The organism is Bisbaumannia pacifica, assembly GCF_007989625.1.
GTDB classification, from domain to species: Bacteria; Pseudomonadota; Gammaproteobacteria; order Pseudomonadales; family Halomonadaceae; genus Bisbaumannia; species Bisbaumannia pacifica.
Window position 1 is genome coordinate 42,992 of record NZ_BJUK01000011.1, and the last position, 15,028, is coordinate 58,019.

Sequence of the window (15,028 nt, forward strand, 5' to 3'; positions counted from 1 at the left end):
AATCACGGGGAGACACTCCCGGTGCGTTTGGCCGCGGCCCGGGACCCGGACCGCGCCGGGCGCAGGCGCCGCTGGAAACGCCGCGTCTCGAAATCGGCGCGCCAGACCAGGGCCACCATGGCGCCACACACCAGCAGGCTCGAGCCGCCATAACTGAGCAGCGGCAGGGTCAGCCCCTTGGTGGGCAGCATGCCGCTGCTGACGGCGATATTGATAAAGGCCTGGGCGCCGATCACGAAGGCGATACCGTAACTCAGATAGGCGGCGAAGGGCAGCCGCGCCAGCTCCGCCCGGCGCCCCACCAGCAGGGCCCGCACCGTCAGCAGCAGGAAGAGGCCAATCACCGTCAGCGCCCCCAGCAAGCCGAGTTCCTCGGCGAGCACGGCGAAGACGAAGTCGGTATGCGCCTCGGGCAGGTAGAAGAGCTTCTGGACGCTATTGCCGAGCCCCAGCCCCAGCCAGTGGCCGCGGCCGAAGGCAATCAGCGACTGGGTGAGCTGGTAGCCGCTGGCGAACTGGTCCGCCCAGGGGTCGGCGAAGCTGGTCAGGCGCGCCACCCGGTACGGCTCGGCCACCGCCAGGTAGGCCCCGGCCAGGCCCACCAGCACCAACAGCAGACCGAAGCGCCACAGCGGCGCGCCGGCCATCAGCAGCATGCCCATCATGCAACCGCCGATCACCACCACGGCGCCATAGTCGGGCTCGAGGATCAGCAGCCCCGCCGCCACCAGCATGATCACCAGGGGCCGCAGGAAGGCGCCCCACTCCCGGCGCACCTGGGGCAGGAAGCGCTCCAGGTAGCCCGCCAGGTAGATGATCAGGCACAGCTTGGCCACCTCGGAGGCCTGCAGGTTAAGGGGGAACCCGGGCAGGGCGATCCAGCGCCGACTGCCGTTGACCTCGCGGCCGATCAGCAGCACCAGCACCAGCAGGCCCAGCCCCACCACCAGCAGCAAGGGGCCATTGGCGCGCCACCAGGCCAGGGGCACGCAGGCCACTCCGGCCGATACCCCCAGGGTCAGCAGCACGAAGGCGCCATGGCGCAGGCTGAAATAGTAGGGATTGCCGGTCAGGCTGGAGGCCACCCCGGTGGAGGCGGAGGTGACCATCACCCAACCGATCAGCAGCAGCGACAGCGCCGCCACCAGCAGCCAGGGATCGAAGGCCCGCGCCTCGCCCGGGGTCGCCGGAACCCGCCGCCGCGGGCTCATGAGGTGGCCTCCCGGTGCGCCAGGACCCAGCGCCGGAAGGCCTCGCCACGGACCTGGTAGTTGGCGAATTGATCGAGGCTGGCGCAGGCCGGCGAAAGCAACACGCAGTCTCCCGGCGCGGCGATGGCCGCCGCCCGCGCCAGGGCGTCCTCCAGGCCCGCCACCCGGGTCACCGGAAGATGCGCGGAGAGCGCCGCCTCGAGGCGCGCGGCATCGGCGCCGAAGAGGATCGCCTCGCGGCCATGCCGCGCCAGGGGGGCGGCCAGGGGAGCGAAGTCGGCGCCCTTGCCGACGCCGCCGGCGAGCAGGATCAGGCGCCCGCTCAGCGTCGGGCCGAGCCCGGCGATGGCGGCCAGGGTCGCCCCCACATTGGTGCCCTTGGAGTCGTTGATCCAGGCCACCCCGCCCCACTCCGCCACCAGCTCGCCGCGATGGGGCAGGCCGCGGAAGGCGCGCAGGGCGGTCAGCATGGCATCCATGGGCAGGCCCAAGCGGCTGCCCATGGCCAGGGCCGCCAGGGCATTGGCCTGGTTATGGCGGCCGCGCAGGCCCAGCTCGGCGCAGGGCAGCAGGGGCTCGGCGCCATGCATCAGCCAGTCGCCCGCGCCGCGGCCAGTGTCGTGACGGGCGATGCCCCAGTCGTCGCCCTCGGGAACCCCGGTGGTAAAGCGCGACAGGTGCGGCGGCGGCGTCTCGGGCCAGGTGGCGAGGTCCTCGGCATTGATCACCGCATGGGCGGCGCCGCGGAAGATGCGCTGCTTGGCGGCGCGATAGCCGACCAGGTCGCCGTGGCGATCCAGGTGATCCTCGCAGAGATTGAGGAAGGCCGCCGTCTCGGCGCCGAGCCACGGCGTGGTCTCGAGCTGGAAGCTGGAGAGCTCCAGCACGAAGAGCTCGGCGTCGGGCCGGTCGTGGAGCAGGTCCAGGGCCGGGGTGCCCAGGTTACCGCCCACCGCCACCCGGCGCCCGGCGGCGCGGGCCATCTCGCCCAGCAGGGTGGTCACGGTGGACTTGGCATTGGAGCCGGTGATGGCGGCGATGGGCGCCCGGGCCTCGGCCACGAAGAGGGCGATCTCCCCCACCAGGCAGGGCTCGCCGGTGACCGGGTCGCGGCGTTCGGCGAGCCCCTCCAGGCCCGGGGTGGCGGGATCGATCCCGGGACTCAGCACCCCCCGGGCCACCCGGGAGAGGTCCAGGTCGGTGAGCGGCCCGCAATGCACCGGCACCCCCGGATGGGCGGCGCGAAAGTCGTCCAGCCCCGGCGGTGCGGCGCGGGTATCGGCCATCATGAAGGGCACGCCGCGGCGGCTCAGATGGCGGGCGATGGCGCGGCCGGAGATGCCCAGCCCCACCACCAGCGTGGTTCCCGGCGCCACTTCGATCATGCACGACTCCTCGGCATCTCGCGCTCTGCTGTTATCGAATCTTCAGGGTCGCCAGGCCCAGCAGCACCAGCACCACGGTGATGATCCAGAAGCGCACGATGACCCGCGGCTCCGGCCAGCCCTTGAGCTCGAAGTGGTGATGCAGGGGCGCCATGCGGAAGATGCGCCGCCCGGTGAGCTTGTAGGACCCCACCTGGAGGATCACCGAGACGGTCTCCATGACGAAAACGCCACCCATGATAAAGAGCACGATCTCCTGGCGCACGATCACCGCCACCACGCCCAGGGCCGCGCCCAGGGCCAGGGCCCCGACGTCGCCCATGAAGACCTGGGCCGGGTAGGTGTTGAACCACAGGAAACCGAGGCCGGCGCCGGCGATGGTGGCACAGAAGACCGCCAGCTCCCCGGAACCGGGAATCATCGGAATCTGCAGGTACTCGGCGAACACCGTGTTACCGCTGGCGTAGGCGAACACCGCCAGGCCCATGGCCACCATCACGGTAGGCATGATCGCCAGGCCGTCGAGGCCATCGGTGAGGTTGACCGCGTTGGAGCTGCCGACGATCACCAGGTAGGTGAGGACGACATAGAAGAGCCCCAGGGACAGCACCACGTCCTTGAACAGCGGCACGATCAGGCTGGTCTCGACGGGGCTGGCGGCGGTGACATAGAGCACCACGGCGGCGGTCAGGCCGATCAGCGACTGCCAGAAGTACTTCCAGCGCGCCGGCAGGCCGCGGGGGTTCTTCTCCACCACCTTGCGGTAGTCGTCGACCCAGCCGATCGCGCCGAAGCCCAGGGTCACCGCCAGCACGATCCACACATAGTGGTTGCCGAGATCGGCCCACAGCAGGGTGCTGATGGCGATGGCCATCAGGATCATGGCCCCGCCCATGGTGGGGGTGCCGGCCTTCGAGAGGTGGGACTGGGGGCCGTCGTCGCGCACCGCCTGCCCGATCTGGCGCTCCACCAGGCGGCGGATCATCCAGGGTCCCAGCCACAGGCACAGCAGCAGCGCCGTCAGGGTCCCCAGGATCATCCGCAGGGTCAGATAGTTGAAGACATTGAAGGCGCTGAACAGCGGCGCCAGAAGATCAGCCAGATATAGCAGCATGTGTCCTATTCACCTTGATGCCTCGCCGTGAGCGCCTTGACCAGGCGCTCCATGCCGGCACTGCGCGATCCCTTCACCAGCACGCTGGCTCCCGGCGGCAGATGGGTTTGGGCATGGCGCGCCAGCGCCTGCCAGTCGTCGAAATGCTCGCCCCCGGTACCGAAGGCCTCGGCCGCCGGACGCGCCGCCTCGCCCAGGGTCAGCAGGCGCTGGATGCCCAGGGCCCGGGCGTGGCGCCCGACCCGGGCATGCAGCGCGGCCGAGGCCTCGCCCAGCTCGCCCATGGCCCCCAGCAGGCACCAGTGCGGGCCGGGCAGCTCGGCGAGCAGCCCCAGCGCCGCCTCCACCGCCCCGGGATTGGCGTTGTAGCTGTCATCGAGCAGCCGACTGCCGCGGATCCCCGCCAGCGGCGTCAGGCGCCCCGCCAGGGGTTGGGCCGCCGTCAGACGCGCCAGCAGCGTCGCCTCGTCGAGCCCCAGGGCCAGGGCCGCCGCCGCCGCGGCCAGGGCATTGGCCACGTTATGGCGGCCCAGCAGGGCCAGTTGCACCCGCCCCAGCTCGCGGCCGTCGTGGACCAGCGTGAAAGCATAGCGCCCGAGGGCATCGCAGACCAGGGCCCGTGCCTGCAGGCGGGCCGGCGACTCGCCCTCCCCCACCACGGCGAAGTCGAGGACCTCTCGGGGTCGGGCCAGGGCCCGCCACACCGGAAAGAAGCGGTCGTCGCGGTTGAGCACCGCCACCCCGTCGGCGGGCAGGGCGGCGAGGATCTCGCCCTTGGCCTGGGCGATCTGGCCGAGGCCGCCGAACTCCCCCACGTGGGCGCCGGTGACGTTGGTGATCACTGCCACCCGGGGCGCGGCCAGGGCCGCGGTCCAGGCGATCTCGCCGAGGTGATTGGCGCCCAGCTCGACCACCGCTCGGCGGTGCGCCGGGGTCAGCTCGAGCAGGGTCAGGGGGGCGCCGAAGTCGTTGTTGAGGTTACCCCGGGTGGCCAGGGTGTCGGACCCCAGCAGGGTCGCCAGCAGCTCCTTGACGCTGGTCTTGCCGCTGTTGCCGGTGATCGCCACCAGGGGCCCACCCCAGGTCTGGCGCCGGGCCTGGCCGAGCAGTCCCAGGGCCAGGCGAGTATCGGCCACAGCCAACTGTGGCAGGGGATCGTCCACGTCCCGGGAAACCACCGCCGCCACGGCCCCGGCCTCGCGCACCTGGACCAGGAAGTCGTGGGCGTCGAAACGCTCGCCGACCAGGGCCACGAAGAGGTCCCCCGGGGCCAGGCGACGGCTGTCGGTGACGATGCGCGCCACCGGGGTGTCGGGGGCCGCCACGCCTTCGACACCCAGCGCCTGCGCCACCTCGCCCAGGGTCGCCAGGCCGCAGTCCGGAAGTACGTCGCTCATGGGCGTGCCTCCAGGGCCGCCTCGGCGACCTCGCGATCGCAGAAGGGATGACGGACGCCGGCGATCTCCTGATAGGTCTCGTGACCCTTGCCGGCCAGCAAAATCACGTCTTCGGGGGCGGCCTGGGCGATCACCCAGGCGATGGCCTGGGCGCGCCCGGCCAGCTCATGAACGCGCTCGGCGGGGAAGTCGTCGAGGCCTTGGCGGATCGCGGCGCGGATCGCCGCCGGCGCCTCGCCGCGGGGGTTATCGTCGGTGATCACCAGCCGATCGGCCCGGGCCGCGGCGGCGGCGCCCATCAGGGCGCGCTTGCCGGGGTCGCGATCGCCGCCGCAGCCGAACAGGCACCACAGGCGGCCCTGATCGCCCAGGTGGTCGCCCAGGGCCTGCAGGGCATTGTCCAGGGCGTCCGGGGTATGGGCATAATCCACCACCACCCCGGGGCGGCCCGGGCGGCGCAGCAGTTGCATGCGCCCGGGCACCGGCGCCAGCTGGCCGGCCGCTTCGCTCAGGGCGCTCAGCGGCTCACCCAGGCCGTAGAGCAGCGCCATGGCCTGCAGGACGTTATCGAGATTGAAGCGCCCCATCAGCGGCAGCTCCAGGGCGAACTCCCCCTCGGGGCCCGCCACCAGGGCGCGCTGTCCCCGGGGATGGGGCTGCCAGTCGAGCACCCGCAGGGTGGTGGCCTCGTCGCGCCCGGTGGCCAGCACCCGCACCGCGCCCTGCTTGGGCACCCCGGCCAGCATCAGCCGCGCCAGGGGGTCGTCGGCGTTGACCACCGCCAACGCCAGCTCGGGGCGCCGGAACAGCCGTGCCTTGGCGGCCGCGTAGGCGGCCATGCTGCCGTGGTAGTCGAGGTGATCGCGGCTCAGGTTGGTAAAGGCCGCGGCCGTCACCCGGGTGTCCTGGAGACGGTCCTGCGCCAGGGCATGGGAGGAGACCTCCATCGCCACGCGCTGCGCCCCCGCCGCGACCAGCTCGCCGAGCTGCGCCTGCAGGGCCAGGGGCCCGGGAGTGGTCTGGCCGGCGTCGTGCAGGGCCCCGGGGCGGCCGTAGCCGAGGGTGCCGATCATCCCGCAGGGGGTACCCAGCGCCTCGCTGAGCAGGGCCACATAGTGGGTCACCGAGCTCTTGCCGTTGGTGCCGGTGACGCCGATCAGGGGCAGCTCGGCGGGGACCCCGAACAGCACCCGTCCCAGCTCGCCCTGCCGCGCCTTGAGGCCCGGCAGCGACACCACCCGGGGATCCTCGGGGGGCGTCATATCGGCGCCGGCCTCGGGCTGATGGCAGAGCACCAGGGCGGCTCCGGCGGCCAGCGCCGCCGGGATATGCTCGCGGCCGTCGCGCTGCACCCCGGGCAGGGCGACGAAGACATCGCCCGCGGTCAGGGCCCGGCTATCCAGGACCAGGCGGCAGGGCCCGGGGGCCAGGCTCAGGGGGCACTCGGGCCAGAGGCGCGCCAGGCACGCCGTCAGGTGCTGACTCTCCACCTGCATAGTCTCTCCTCGTCGTGGTGCGGGGCTCATGGCTCGGCGTCCGGGGGCACGTCCAGCAGCCGCAGGGCGTTGCCGGTCACCCGGGAGAAGACCGGCGCGGCCACCGCGCCGCCATAGAAGTCACCGGCGCTGGGCTGATCGATCATCACCACGGTGACGATGCGCGGATCGGAGATCGGCGCCACCCCGGCGAAGACGCTGCGGTAGGCGTTCTCCCGATAGCCGTCGGCGCCGGTCTTGCGCACCGTGCCGGTCTTGCCGCCGACGCGATAGCCCTCCACCTGGGCGCGACGCCCGCCGGAATAGGCGCCCACCGACGACTCCAGCAGCTCCAGCAGGGTATCGGCGACCTCGGGGTCGATGGCCGGCTCGCCGACGGGGGGCTCATCCAGGCGCAGCAGCGAAGGCGGCAGACGCACGCCGTCGTTGGCGATGGCGGTATAGGCGCTGGCCAGCTGCAGAGCGGAGGTCGAGAGGCCATAGCCATAGGCCAGCGCCGCCCGCTCGCTGCGCGACCAGCGCACCGGCGCCGGCAGGCGTCCGGTGGCCTCGCCGGGGAAGCCGGTCTCGGGGCTCTGCCCGAGCCCCAGGCGGCGATACTGGTCGGCGATGGCGTCGGGCTCGAGCTCCAGGGCCAGCCGCGACATGCCGATATTGGAGGACTTCTCGAGGATACCGGAGAGGTCCAGCTCGCCGTAGTTACGGATATCGCGGATGGTGAAGCGGTCGATGCGCATCCAGCCGGGGGAGGTATCCACCACGGTATCCCGGGTCACCTCGCCGCTGGAGAGTATCGCCGCCATGGCCAGGGGCTTCATCACCGAGCCCGGCTCGAAGACATCGACGATGGCCTGGTTGCGCAGCCCCCGGGGGTCGAGGCCGGCGCGATTGTTGGGGTTATAGGAGGGCTGATTGGCCATCGCCAGCACCTCGCCGGTGCGGGCGTCGAGCATCACCAGCACGCCCCCTTGCGCCTCGTGCTCGGTCACCGCCGCCTTGAGTTCGCGGTAGGCCATGTACTGCAGGCGCTGATCGATCGACAGCGCCAGGGTGCCGCCGGGGCGCTGCTCGCGCAGCAACGCCAGGTCGCGCACCAGGCGCCCGCGGCGATCCTTGAGCACACGACGCTGCCCCGGAGTGCCGGTCAGGTAGCCGTTGAAGGCCAGTTCCACCCCTTCCTGCCCCTGGTCATCGACATCGGTGACGCCGACCAATTGCGCGGCCACCTCGCCGGCGGGATAGTAGCGTTTGTATTCGTCGCGGCCATAGACCCCGGGCACCTCCAGGTCGAGGATGCGCTGGGCCTCGGCCGGGGTCACCTGACGGCGCAGGTACATGAACTCACGACTGGCGTAGCGCTCGAGGCGCTCGTCCAGGGCATCGGGCTCCCAGCCCAGGGCGCGGGCCAGGCCGAGGCGCTGGATGGGGTCCTCGGGCAGCTCCTGGGGGTTGGCCCAGAGGCTGACCACCGGGGTCGAGATGGCCAGGGGCTCACCGTGCCGGTCGGTGATCATGCCGCGGTGGGCGGGAATGGGCTCCACCCGCAGGGTGCGGGCATCGCCCTGATTCTGCAGGAAGTGGCGGTCGATGACCTGGAGGTAGACCACGCGACCGGCCAGCAGCGCCATGGCCAGCAACACCAGCCCCAGCACCAGCAGGAAGCGCCCGCCGTCCAGGGGCTGGGACTGGGCGCGACGGCGCCGGCTGGCGGCATCCTGGGCGGCACCACTCATGGTCGGATCACCTCCGCTTCATGAACGTCCGGCAGGCGCATCTCCAGGCGCTCCACCGCCAGGCGTTCGATCCGCGCCGGCGACGACCAGGCGCTCTCCTCCAGCAGCAGCTGGCCCCATTCGGTCTGCAGCTGGTTATGCTCGCGCTCCAGGCGCTGCAGGCGGGCGTACTGCTCGCGGGTCAGGTGACTGGAGGCGATCACCGCCACGGCGCTAATCAGGGTGATCGCCATCAGAGCGGCCACCAACAGCAGGCCGGCACCGAGTTTCAGGCGCTTAAAGCGAGCCAGCGAGATTCGTCCCTGAAGCATGCCGCCCTACCTCAGCTTGCGCGCCACCCGCATCACCGCACTGCGGGCCCGGGGGTTCTCGGCCACCTCGGCGTCGCCGGGGCGCCGGGCCTTGCCCAGGGCCTCGAGGCGACGATTGAGCTGGTCCTCGCGCAGGGGGATGCCCCGCGGCAGGTGCGTATCGCCGCGGGCCTGGTCGCGGATAAAGCGCTTGACCCGGCGATCCTCCAGGGAGTGGAAGCTGATCACCACCAGGTGCCCGCCCGGCGCCAGGGCCTCCAGGGCCGCCTCAAGGGCCGCGTCGAGCTGCTCCAACTCGCCATTGACCTGGATACGCAGGGCCTGGAAGGCCCGGGTGGCGGGATGCTTGCCCTTCTCCCAGGCGGGATGGGCGGTCTTGATCACCTCGGCCAGGTCTTGGGTACGCGTGAAGGGCCGTTCGCCGCGACGGGCGACGATGGCCCGAGCCAGACGGCGGGCGTAGCGCTCCTCGCCATGGCTCTTGAAGACGCGGGCGATCTCGTCTTCCTTGACCCGCGCCAGCCACTCGGCGGCGCTTTCTCCCTGGGTCGGATCCATGCGCATGTCCAGGGGGCCGTCGCGAAGGAAGCTGAAGCCGCGCTCGGGATCATCCAGCTGCGGCGAGGAGACGCCGATATCGAGCAGGATGCCGGCGAGGCGACCGTGCAGGCCGTGGGCCTCGGCGAACTCGCCCAGGCGGGAGAACTCACCCGGCTGCATGGTGAAGCGAGGGTCCTCGATGCGCCCCGCCTCGGCGATCGCCTGGGGATCGCGATCCACGCCCAGCAGGCGCCCTTCCGGCGCCAGGCGCGCGAGGATCGCCCGCGAATGCCCGCCACGCCCGAAGGTTCCGTCCAGATAGGCCCCCCGCGGGTCGTGGACCAGGGCCTCGACGGCGCCGTCGAGCAGGACGCTGGCGTGCTGAAAGGAGGGCGCGTGGGTCTCGGTTGAGGACATGGAATTCCGCTATGGTGCCGAGCCACGGCGAACCGCGGCGGGGGAAGAAATGGGAGGGAGTCGGCCATTAAGCCGGGTTCTGTCGTGGACAGCCATTCATCTAGGGGACGCGTCGCCACGCCCCTCAAGCAACCTACCCGAACCCAACGCGGGCCACGCCAACGGGTTCCTATTTGGTCTTGCTCCGGGTGGGGTTTACCGTGCCACGCACTGTTACCAGGCGCGCGGTGCGCTCTTACCGCACCCTTTCACCCTTACCGGCTTCCCGAGGGAAGCTTAGGCGGTCTACTCTCTGCTGCACTAGCCGTCGGCTCGCGCCGCCCAGGCGTTACCTGGCACCCTGCCCTATGGAGCCCGGACTTTCCTCCCCCGACCCAAGGCCGGCGGCGACTGTCTTGGCCGACTCCCAAGCGGGCAAGGATACCAGCGCGCCGCCGCCCCCACAACCGGCCCCGCGCCGGGGCGGTGGCGCGGCAGTAAGTTATCACTTCGCCGCGCGATTTCGGCTACGCCTGGGCCCGAGGGCGCAACGGCCACCCGCCCCGGGGCGGCCACCGCCACCCTCTGCTTGATGCCCACCCGGCCCCGCGTCGGGGTGGCGACACGGCAGTAAGCCATCATTTCGCCGCGCGCTTTCGACTACGCCTGGGCGTCCTTGAGCGCCTGGGCCTGGGCATACCACTGCTTCTTGGCGCCCCCCAGCACCCGGGCGGCCACCGCCGCGCTCTGCTTGACGCCCACCCCCTCGGCCAGCAGCGCCGCCAGCAGCGCCTCCCCCTCGAGCGTCACCGCCTCGCCCTCCCGGGGCGGCGCCCCGGCCACCATCACCACGAACTCGCCGCGGGCCTGGTCCGGGTCCGCCGCCAGGGTCTCGAGCAGCGTCGCGGCCGAACCTTCGAGGAAGGTCTCGAAGGTCTTGGTCAGCTCCCGGGCCAGCACCAGATGGCGCTCGCCGAAACAGCTGGCGATATCCGCCAGGGTATCGCGGATACGGTGGGGCGACTCATAGAAGACCAGGGTCTCGTCGCGCGCCACCAGGGAGTCGAGACGCGCCCGCCGGGCACCGCCCTTGGCCGGCAGGAAGCCGCGGAACAGGAAACGGTCGGTGGGCAACCCCGCCGCGGAGAGCGCCGCCACCAGGGCGCAGGGACCCGGCACCGGCACCACCCGATGCCCCAGGCGCCGCAATTCGCGCACCAGCACGAAGCCGGGATCGCAGATCAGGGGGGTGCCGGCATCGCTGATCAGGGCCACGTCCTCGCCGGCCGTCAGGTGGGCGGCGATACGCGTGACCCGGCTCGCCTCGTTATGCTCGTGCAGCGACAGCAGGGGCCGCTCGATGCCCAGGTGGCGCAACAGGCGCCCGCTATGACGGGTATCCTCGGCGGCCACCAGGGCCGCCTCGGCGAGCACCCGGGCGGCCCGCGGCGAGAGGTCCTCGAGGTTACCAATCGGCGTGGCGACCACGTACAATGCGCCATAAGCTGAATCCATGGTTCGGCTTCCATTAGTTCAATGATCGGACAAGGAAAAGGGTTCTATGGACACGTCGCGACGCGGCTGGCTGATCGCCGCCCTCCTCGCTCTCCTACTGGCCGGCTGCGCGGCGCCGCCGGCGATGGTGGAGCGCTTCATCGAGCGGGAGCCCGGCGAGCTGCTCGCCCGAGCCGAACAGCAGGCCCCCGACGAGGCGGCCCGTTCTCGCCTCGAGGCAGCCGATATCCTAGCACGCCGCGGCGACGCGACCCAGGCACTGGACGTTGCCTCCCGCCTAGATGACCGGCGCCTGCCCCCCGAGGCACGGGTTCGCTGGGCCCTGCTGCTCTCCTCCCTGGGCATCCAGCTGGATGACCCCAACGGCGTCCTGCAGGCGGCCCAGGCCCTGGACGAGGACCTGCCCTTCGACCGCGAGCAGCGCCTCACCCTGCGCCAGCGCCAGGGCCAGGCCCTGGCCGACCTCGGCGAACACGCCGCCGCCGCCGAGGCACTGCTCGAGGTGCAGGCCGAGACCGACGATGCCGGACTCAATGACACCCTCTGGTCGCTGCTGGTGCGCCTCGACGAGCCTACCCTGGCGAGCCTCGGCGACGACTCCTTGCGCCGGGGCTGGCGGGAGCTGGTGGCCGTGCAGCGCGGCAGCGGCGGCGACATCGAGCGCCTCTTCGAGCGCCTGGATGCCTGGCGAGGCCGGCATGGCGGCCATCCGGCGGCACGCAGCCTGCCCGGCGACCTGATCGCCCTGCGCGACCTGCGCGGCCGCGAGGTGAGCCATCTCGCCGTACTGCTGCCGGAATCCGGCCCCCTGGCCAACCTGGCCCGGGAGATTCGCCGCGGCCTGGAGGTTCGCCAGCGGGAGGCGGAACAGCAGGGCATCCGCGTGCCCCGCCTGAGCTTCCTCGACAGCAGCCGCGGCGACCTGGACGCCCTCTATGCCGCCGCTACCATGGCCGGCGCCCAGGCGGTGATCGGCCCCCTGGACAAGGATCGGGTGACCCGGCTAGAGGGGCGCGACAGCGTCCCGCTGCCCACCCTGGCCCTGAACTATGGCAATAATGCCGAGAACCGCGCCGCCAACCTCTTCCAGTACGGCCTCTCCGCCGAGGACGAGGCACGCCAGGTGGCCCGCCGCGCCCATGGCGACGGCCATCGCCGCGCCGCCATGCTGTTCCCCGGCAACGAGTGGGGCCAGCGGGTCGCCCGCGCCTTCGAGCGCGAGTGGCAGGCCCTCGGCGGCGAACTCGCCCAGCGCGTCGGCTACAACCCCAACGCCCCCGCCACCGACGCCGCGCGACGCGCCGCCGCCGGTCGCCCGGACATGCTGTTCCTGCTGGCGATCCCCGGCTATGCGCGCCAGGTCCCTCCCAACCTGGAATTCATCGGCGTCGACGACCTGCCCATCTACGGCACCTCCCAGCTCTACGAGGGCCGCCCCCAGCCGCGCCTCGATCACGACCTCAATGGCGTCCTCTTCGTGGAGATTCCCTGGTTGATTCCCGATGCCGCGGTGGGCGGCGAGGCGGTCCTGCCCTTCCGCGACAGCTACCAGCGGCTGCGCGAGAGCGACGACCCGGGCCTGCTGAAGCTGGGCGCCATGGGCGTGGATGCCTTCGAGCTGGGGCGTCGCCTGCCACAATTGCAGGTGCTCGGCAGCACCGAGATCCAGGGCGCCACCGGCACCCTGCGCCCGGCGGCCGACGGACGCATCCAGCGCGAGCTGCCCTGGGCGCGTTTCGAGGGCGGCGTGCCCCAGCTGCCACTGTTCAACCGCTTCGACGATGGCCGGACCCGCTGACGCACGTGCTCGTGGCGCCGCCGTCGAGGCCGCCGCCGAGGCCTGGCTGGTCGAGCGCGGCCTGACCCGAGTGGCGCGCAATCAGCATGCCAAGGGCGGCGAGCTCGACCTGGTGATGCAAGACGGCGCTACCCTGGTGTTCGTCGAGGTCAAGCATCGCCGCGACTGCCGCCACGGCCACCCCCTGGAAAGCGTCACCCCCACCAAGCAGCGTCGCCTGATTCGGGCGGCGCATTTTTATCTCCAACGCAACCGGCTATCATGTCCCTGCCGCTTCGATGTGGTGGCCGTCACCGGCCAGCCTCCGCACCTGGAGTTCCACTGGGTGCGCGCCGCCTTCGAAGCGTTCTGACTGCCAAAGGACCCGGAAGATGGATTTGCAGACGCGCATTCTCGGCCACTTCAACGCCAGCATCGACACCAAGACCTACGCCAGCGAGGTGCTGCCGCCCTTTATCGAGGTGGCCAGCCAGATGATGGTGCAATGCCTGGTCAACGAGGGGAAAATCCTGGCCTGCGGCAATGGCGGCAGCGCCGGCGATAGCCAGCACTTCTCCTCGGAACTGCTCAACCGTTTCGAACGCGAGCGCCCCAGCCTGCCCGCCCTGGCCCTGACCACCGACACCTCGACCCTGACCTCGATCGCCAATGACTACAGCTACAACGAGGTCTTCTCCAAGCAGGTGCGCGCCCTGGGTCAGCCCGGCGACATCCTGCTGGCGATCTCCACCAGCGGCAACTCCGCCAACGTCATCCAGGCCATCCAGGCCGCCCACGATCGCGACATGACGGTGGTCGCCCTGACCGGCCGCGACGGCGGCGACATGGCCTCCCTGCTGGGCCAGGACGATTGCGAGATCCGCGTGCCCGCCACCTCGACCGCACGCATCCAGGAGGTACACCTGCTGGTGATTCACTGCCTGTGCGACCTGATCGACGAACAACTCTTCGGCAGCAGCGAGGCCTGACCATGCGCTACCCTCTCGTGACATCCCTGCTGGTCGTCGCCGCCCTCGGCCTGTCCGGCTGCGCCGTCAACTCCTCGGGCGAGAACTACAGCCAGCGCACCCTGGGCGCCCAGGTGGAGGACCAGAGCATCGAGTTCAAGGTCAAGGGCGACCTGGAACGCGCCGACGCCCGTTTCCGCGATGCCCGGGTCATGGTCGATAGCTACAATGGCATCGTGCTACTCACCGGCCAGGTGCCCAGCCAGGAACTCCAGGCCCGCGCCACCGAGATCGCCAGCCGGGTACGCCAGGTGCGCCAGGTACACAACGAGTTGGCGGTGGCCGCCAACCTGCCGCTCTCCCAGCGCGCCACCGACACCTGGCTGACCACCCGGGTCCGTGCCCACCTGGTGGCCGACGCCAGCATCGATGCGGCGCGCCTGCGGGTGATCACCGAGAATGCCAGCGTCTACCTGATGGGCCTGGTCACCCGCGCCGAGGCCGAGCGTATCGTCGCCTCGGTGGCCGAAGTGCCCGGCATCCAGCGCATCGTCAAGGCCTTCGAGTATCTCGACTGATTGCCTTCAGACGCAACGACAACGGCGGCCCGCAGGCCGCCGTTGTCGTTTTATCCCTCGTCGCGAGGCACCAGGCGCTACTTGACCACCCGTAGACTAGGGCGCCCCTTCTTGGGCGAGGGTCGCTCCTCGCTCGCCGCCTCGTCCGAGGCGTCGACGGGGTCGGCGTCGCTCTCCACGCTGCTGAGGGCGGGCCCGGCGACATCGTCGTCGGGCTCCTCCACCGCGGCGCCATCGTCGAAGCCAGGCATCACCGGCTCGTGACCGAAGACCATGCCGACGCCATTCTCGCGGGCATAGAGGGCCACCAGGGCCTCGCCGGGTACCACCACCTGCATGGGCTGCCCGCCGAAGCGCGCCCCGAAGGTGATGGCCTCGTTACCCAGCTCCAGGTCGCGCACCGCCGTGGGGGCGATATTCAGCACGATCTGGCCATTCTGCACGAACTGGGTGGGCACCACCACGCCGGGGCGTTCGGCATCCACCACGATATAGGGAGTCTGGTCGTTATCCAGCAGCCACTCGTACAGGGCCCTGGCCAGATAGGGACGGCTCGATAGCATCTCTGCCCTCCTCGTCGTCTCGATCGCGTCGGCGGGATCACCGC

14 protein-coding genes and 1 other RNA gene are annotated in these 15,028 nt (G+C 71.0%); 4 read left to right on the forward strand and 11 right to left on the reverse strand.

Going from position 1 to position 15,028, the window contains the following annotated elements:
* Positions 1-2: 2 nt before the first annotated feature.
* The 10 genes from ftsW to rsmI form a co-directional block, all read right to left on the reverse strand.
* Positions 3-1,211 (reverse strand): putative lipid II flippase FtsW, encoded by a 1,209-nt coding sequence (gene ftsW, locus HPA02_RS06570; protein ID WP_146802290.1) that lies wholly within the window; start codon positions 1,209-1,211, stop codon positions 3-5.
* Entirely contained in the window at positions 1,208-2,596 is a 1,389-nt protein-coding gene (gene murD, locus HPA02_RS06575) for a UDP-N-acetylmuramoyl-L-alanine--D-glutamate ligase (protein ID WP_146802291.1), read from the reverse strand. The genes ftsW and murD overlap by 4 nt, the downstream gene beginning before the upstream one ends.
* A 31-nt stretch (positions 2,597-2,627) precedes the next feature.
* Positions 2,628-3,710, reverse strand: a complete 1,083-nt coding sequence (mraY, locus tag HPA02_RS06580) for a phospho-N-acetylmuramoyl-pentapeptide-transferase (RefSeq protein WP_146802292.1) — start codon at positions 3,708-3,710, stop codon at positions 2,628-2,630.
* A gap of 5 nt (positions 3,711-3,715) precedes the next feature.
* Positions 3,716-5,107 carry a UDP-N-acetylmuramoyl-tripeptide--D-alanyl-D-alanine ligase gene (locus HPA02_RS06585; RefSeq protein WP_146802293.1) on the reverse strand — a complete coding sequence of 464 codons (1,392 nt, stop codon included), beginning with the start codon at positions 5,105-5,107 and terminating at the stop codon, positions 3,716-3,718.
* Entirely contained in the window at positions 5,104-6,603 is a 1,500-nt protein-coding gene (locus HPA02_RS06590; RefSeq protein ID WP_146802294.1) for a UDP-N-acetylmuramoyl-L-alanyl-D-glutamate--2,6-diaminopimelate ligase, read from the reverse strand. The genes HPA02_RS06585 and HPA02_RS06590 overlap by 4 nt, the downstream gene beginning before the upstream one ends.
* A 26-nt stretch (positions 6,604-6,629) precedes the next feature.
* A complete protein-coding gene (locus HPA02_RS06595; RefSeq protein ID WP_146802295.1) occupies positions 6,630-8,336 on the reverse strand; it encodes a peptidoglycan D,D-transpeptidase FtsI family protein in 1,707 nt (568 codons plus the stop codon).
* Complete coding sequence (ftsL, locus tag HPA02_RS06600; protein WP_146802296.1) at positions 8,333-8,647, reverse strand: cell division protein FtsL; 315 nt, start codon at positions 8,645-8,647, stop codon at positions 8,333-8,335. Before ftsL ends, HPA02_RS06595 begins: the two co-directional genes overlap by 4 nt.
* Positions 8,648-8,653: 6 nt before the next feature.
* Positions 8,654-9,604, reverse strand: coding sequence for a 16S rRNA (cytosine(1402)-N(4))-methyltransferase RsmH (rsmH, locus tag HPA02_RS06605; protein ID WP_146802297.1), 951 nt, complete (start codon positions 9,602-9,604; stop codon positions 8,654-8,656).
* Positions 9,605-9,656: 52 nt separating this feature from the next.
* Positions 9,657-10,011, reverse strand: an RNA gene (gene rnpB, locus HPA02_RS06610) — RNase P RNA component class A.
* A gap of 232 nt (positions 10,012-10,243) precedes the next feature.
* Complete coding sequence (rsmI, locus tag HPA02_RS06615; RefSeq protein WP_146802298.1) at positions 10,244-11,098, reverse strand: 16S rRNA (cytidine(1402)-2'-O)-methyltransferase; 855 nt, start codon at positions 11,096-11,098, stop codon at positions 10,244-10,246.
* Positions 11,099-11,144: 46 nt separating this feature from the next.
* Between rsmI and HPA02_RS06620 the strand changes: the two genes are divergently transcribed.
* From HPA02_RS06620 to HPA02_RS06635, 4 genes are read left to right on the forward strand one after another with little or no spacing between them, the layout of a single operon-like run.
* Entirely contained in the window at positions 11,145-12,896 is a 1,752-nt protein-coding gene (locus tag HPA02_RS06620) for a penicillin-binding protein activator (RefSeq protein ID WP_146802299.1), read from the forward strand.
* Positions 12,880-13,248 carry a YraN family protein gene (locus HPA02_RS06625; protein ID WP_146802300.1) on the forward strand — a complete coding sequence of 123 codons (369 nt, stop codon included), beginning with the start codon at positions 12,880-12,882 and terminating at the stop codon, positions 13,246-13,248. Before HPA02_RS06620 ends, HPA02_RS06625 begins: the two co-directional genes overlap by 17 nt.
* A gap of 19 nt (positions 13,249-13,267) precedes the next feature.
* The gene (locus tag HPA02_RS06630) at positions 13,268-13,864 is read left to right on the forward strand and encodes a phosphoheptose isomerase (RefSeq protein WP_146802301.1); all 597 of its coding nucleotides are present in this window, start codon (positions 13,268-13,270) and stop codon (positions 13,862-13,864) included.
* Positions 13,865-13,866: 2 nt separating this feature from the next.
* Positions 13,867-14,421: a BON domain-containing protein gene (locus HPA02_RS06635; RefSeq protein ID WP_146802302.1), complete on the forward strand. Its 555-nt coding sequence runs from the start codon at positions 13,867-13,869 to the stop codon at positions 14,419-14,421.
* Positions 14,422-14,498: 77 nt separating this feature from the next.
* Here the strand turns inward: HPA02_RS06635 and HPA02_RS06640 are convergent, their stop codons facing one another.
* A complete protein-coding gene (locus tag HPA02_RS06640) occupies positions 14,499-14,984 on the reverse strand; it encodes a ClpXP protease specificity-enhancing factor (RefSeq protein ID WP_146802303.1) in 486 nt (161 codons plus the stop codon).
* Positions 14,985-15,028 lie beyond the last annotated feature (44 nt).

What these genes read in the sequence shown, in the direction of transcription:
- murD (WP_146802291.1), bottom strand. Translation starts at nt 2,596, where the DNA reads ATGATCGAAGTGGCGCCGGGAACCACGCTGGTGGTGGGGCTGGGCATC.
- HPA02_RS06635 (WP_146802302.1), top strand. Translation starts at nt 13,867, where the DNA reads ATGCGCTACCCTCTCGTGACATCCCTGCTGGTCGTCGCCGCCCTCGGC.
- rsmH (WP_146802297.1), bottom strand. Translation starts at nt 9,604, where the DNA reads ATGTCCTCAACCGAGACCCACGCGCCCTCCTTTCAGCACGCCAGCGTC.
- HPA02_RS06620 (WP_146802299.1), top strand. Translation starts at nt 11,145, where the DNA reads ATGGACACGTCGCGACGCGGCTGGCTGATCGCCGCCCTCCTCGCTCTC.
- HPA02_RS06585 (WP_146802293.1), bottom strand. Translation starts at nt 5,107, where the DNA reads ATGAGCGACGTACTTCCGGACTGCGGCCTGGCGACCCTGGGCGAGGTG.
- rsmI (WP_146802298.1), bottom strand. Translation starts at nt 11,098, where the DNA reads ATGGATTCAGCTTATGGCGCATTGTACGTGGTCGCCACGCCGATTGGT.
- HPA02_RS06630 (WP_146802301.1), top strand. Translation starts at nt 13,268, where the DNA reads ATGGATTTGCAGACGCGCATTCTCGGCCACTTCAACGCCAGCATCGAC.
- ftsL (WP_146802296.1), bottom strand. Translation starts at nt 8,647, where the DNA reads ATGCTTCAGGGACGAATCTCGCTGGCTCGCTTTAAGCGCCTGAAACTC.
- HPA02_RS06625 (WP_146802300.1), top strand. Translation starts at nt 12,880, where the DNA reads ATGGCCGGACCCGCTGACGCACGTGCTCGTGGCGCCGCCGTCGAGGCC.
- HPA02_RS06640 (WP_146802303.1), bottom strand. Translation starts at nt 14,984, where the DNA reads ATGCTATCGAGCCGTCCCTATCTGGCCAGGGCCCTGTACGAGTGGCTG.
- ftsW (WP_146802290.1), bottom strand. Translation starts at nt 1,211, where the DNA reads ATGAGCCCGCGGCGGCGGGTTCCGGCGACCCCGGGCGAGGCGCGGGCC.
- mraY (WP_146802292.1), bottom strand. Translation starts at nt 3,710, where the DNA reads ATGCTGCTATATCTGGCTGATCTTCTGGCGCCGCTGTTCAGCGCCTTC.
- HPA02_RS06590 (WP_146802294.1), bottom strand. Translation starts at nt 6,603, where the DNA reads ATGCAGGTGGAGAGTCAGCACCTGACGGCGTGCCTGGCGCGCCTCTGG.
- HPA02_RS06595 (WP_146802295.1), bottom strand. Translation starts at nt 8,336, where the DNA reads ATGAGTGGTGCCGCCCAGGATGCCGCCAGCCGGCGCCGTCGCGCCCAG.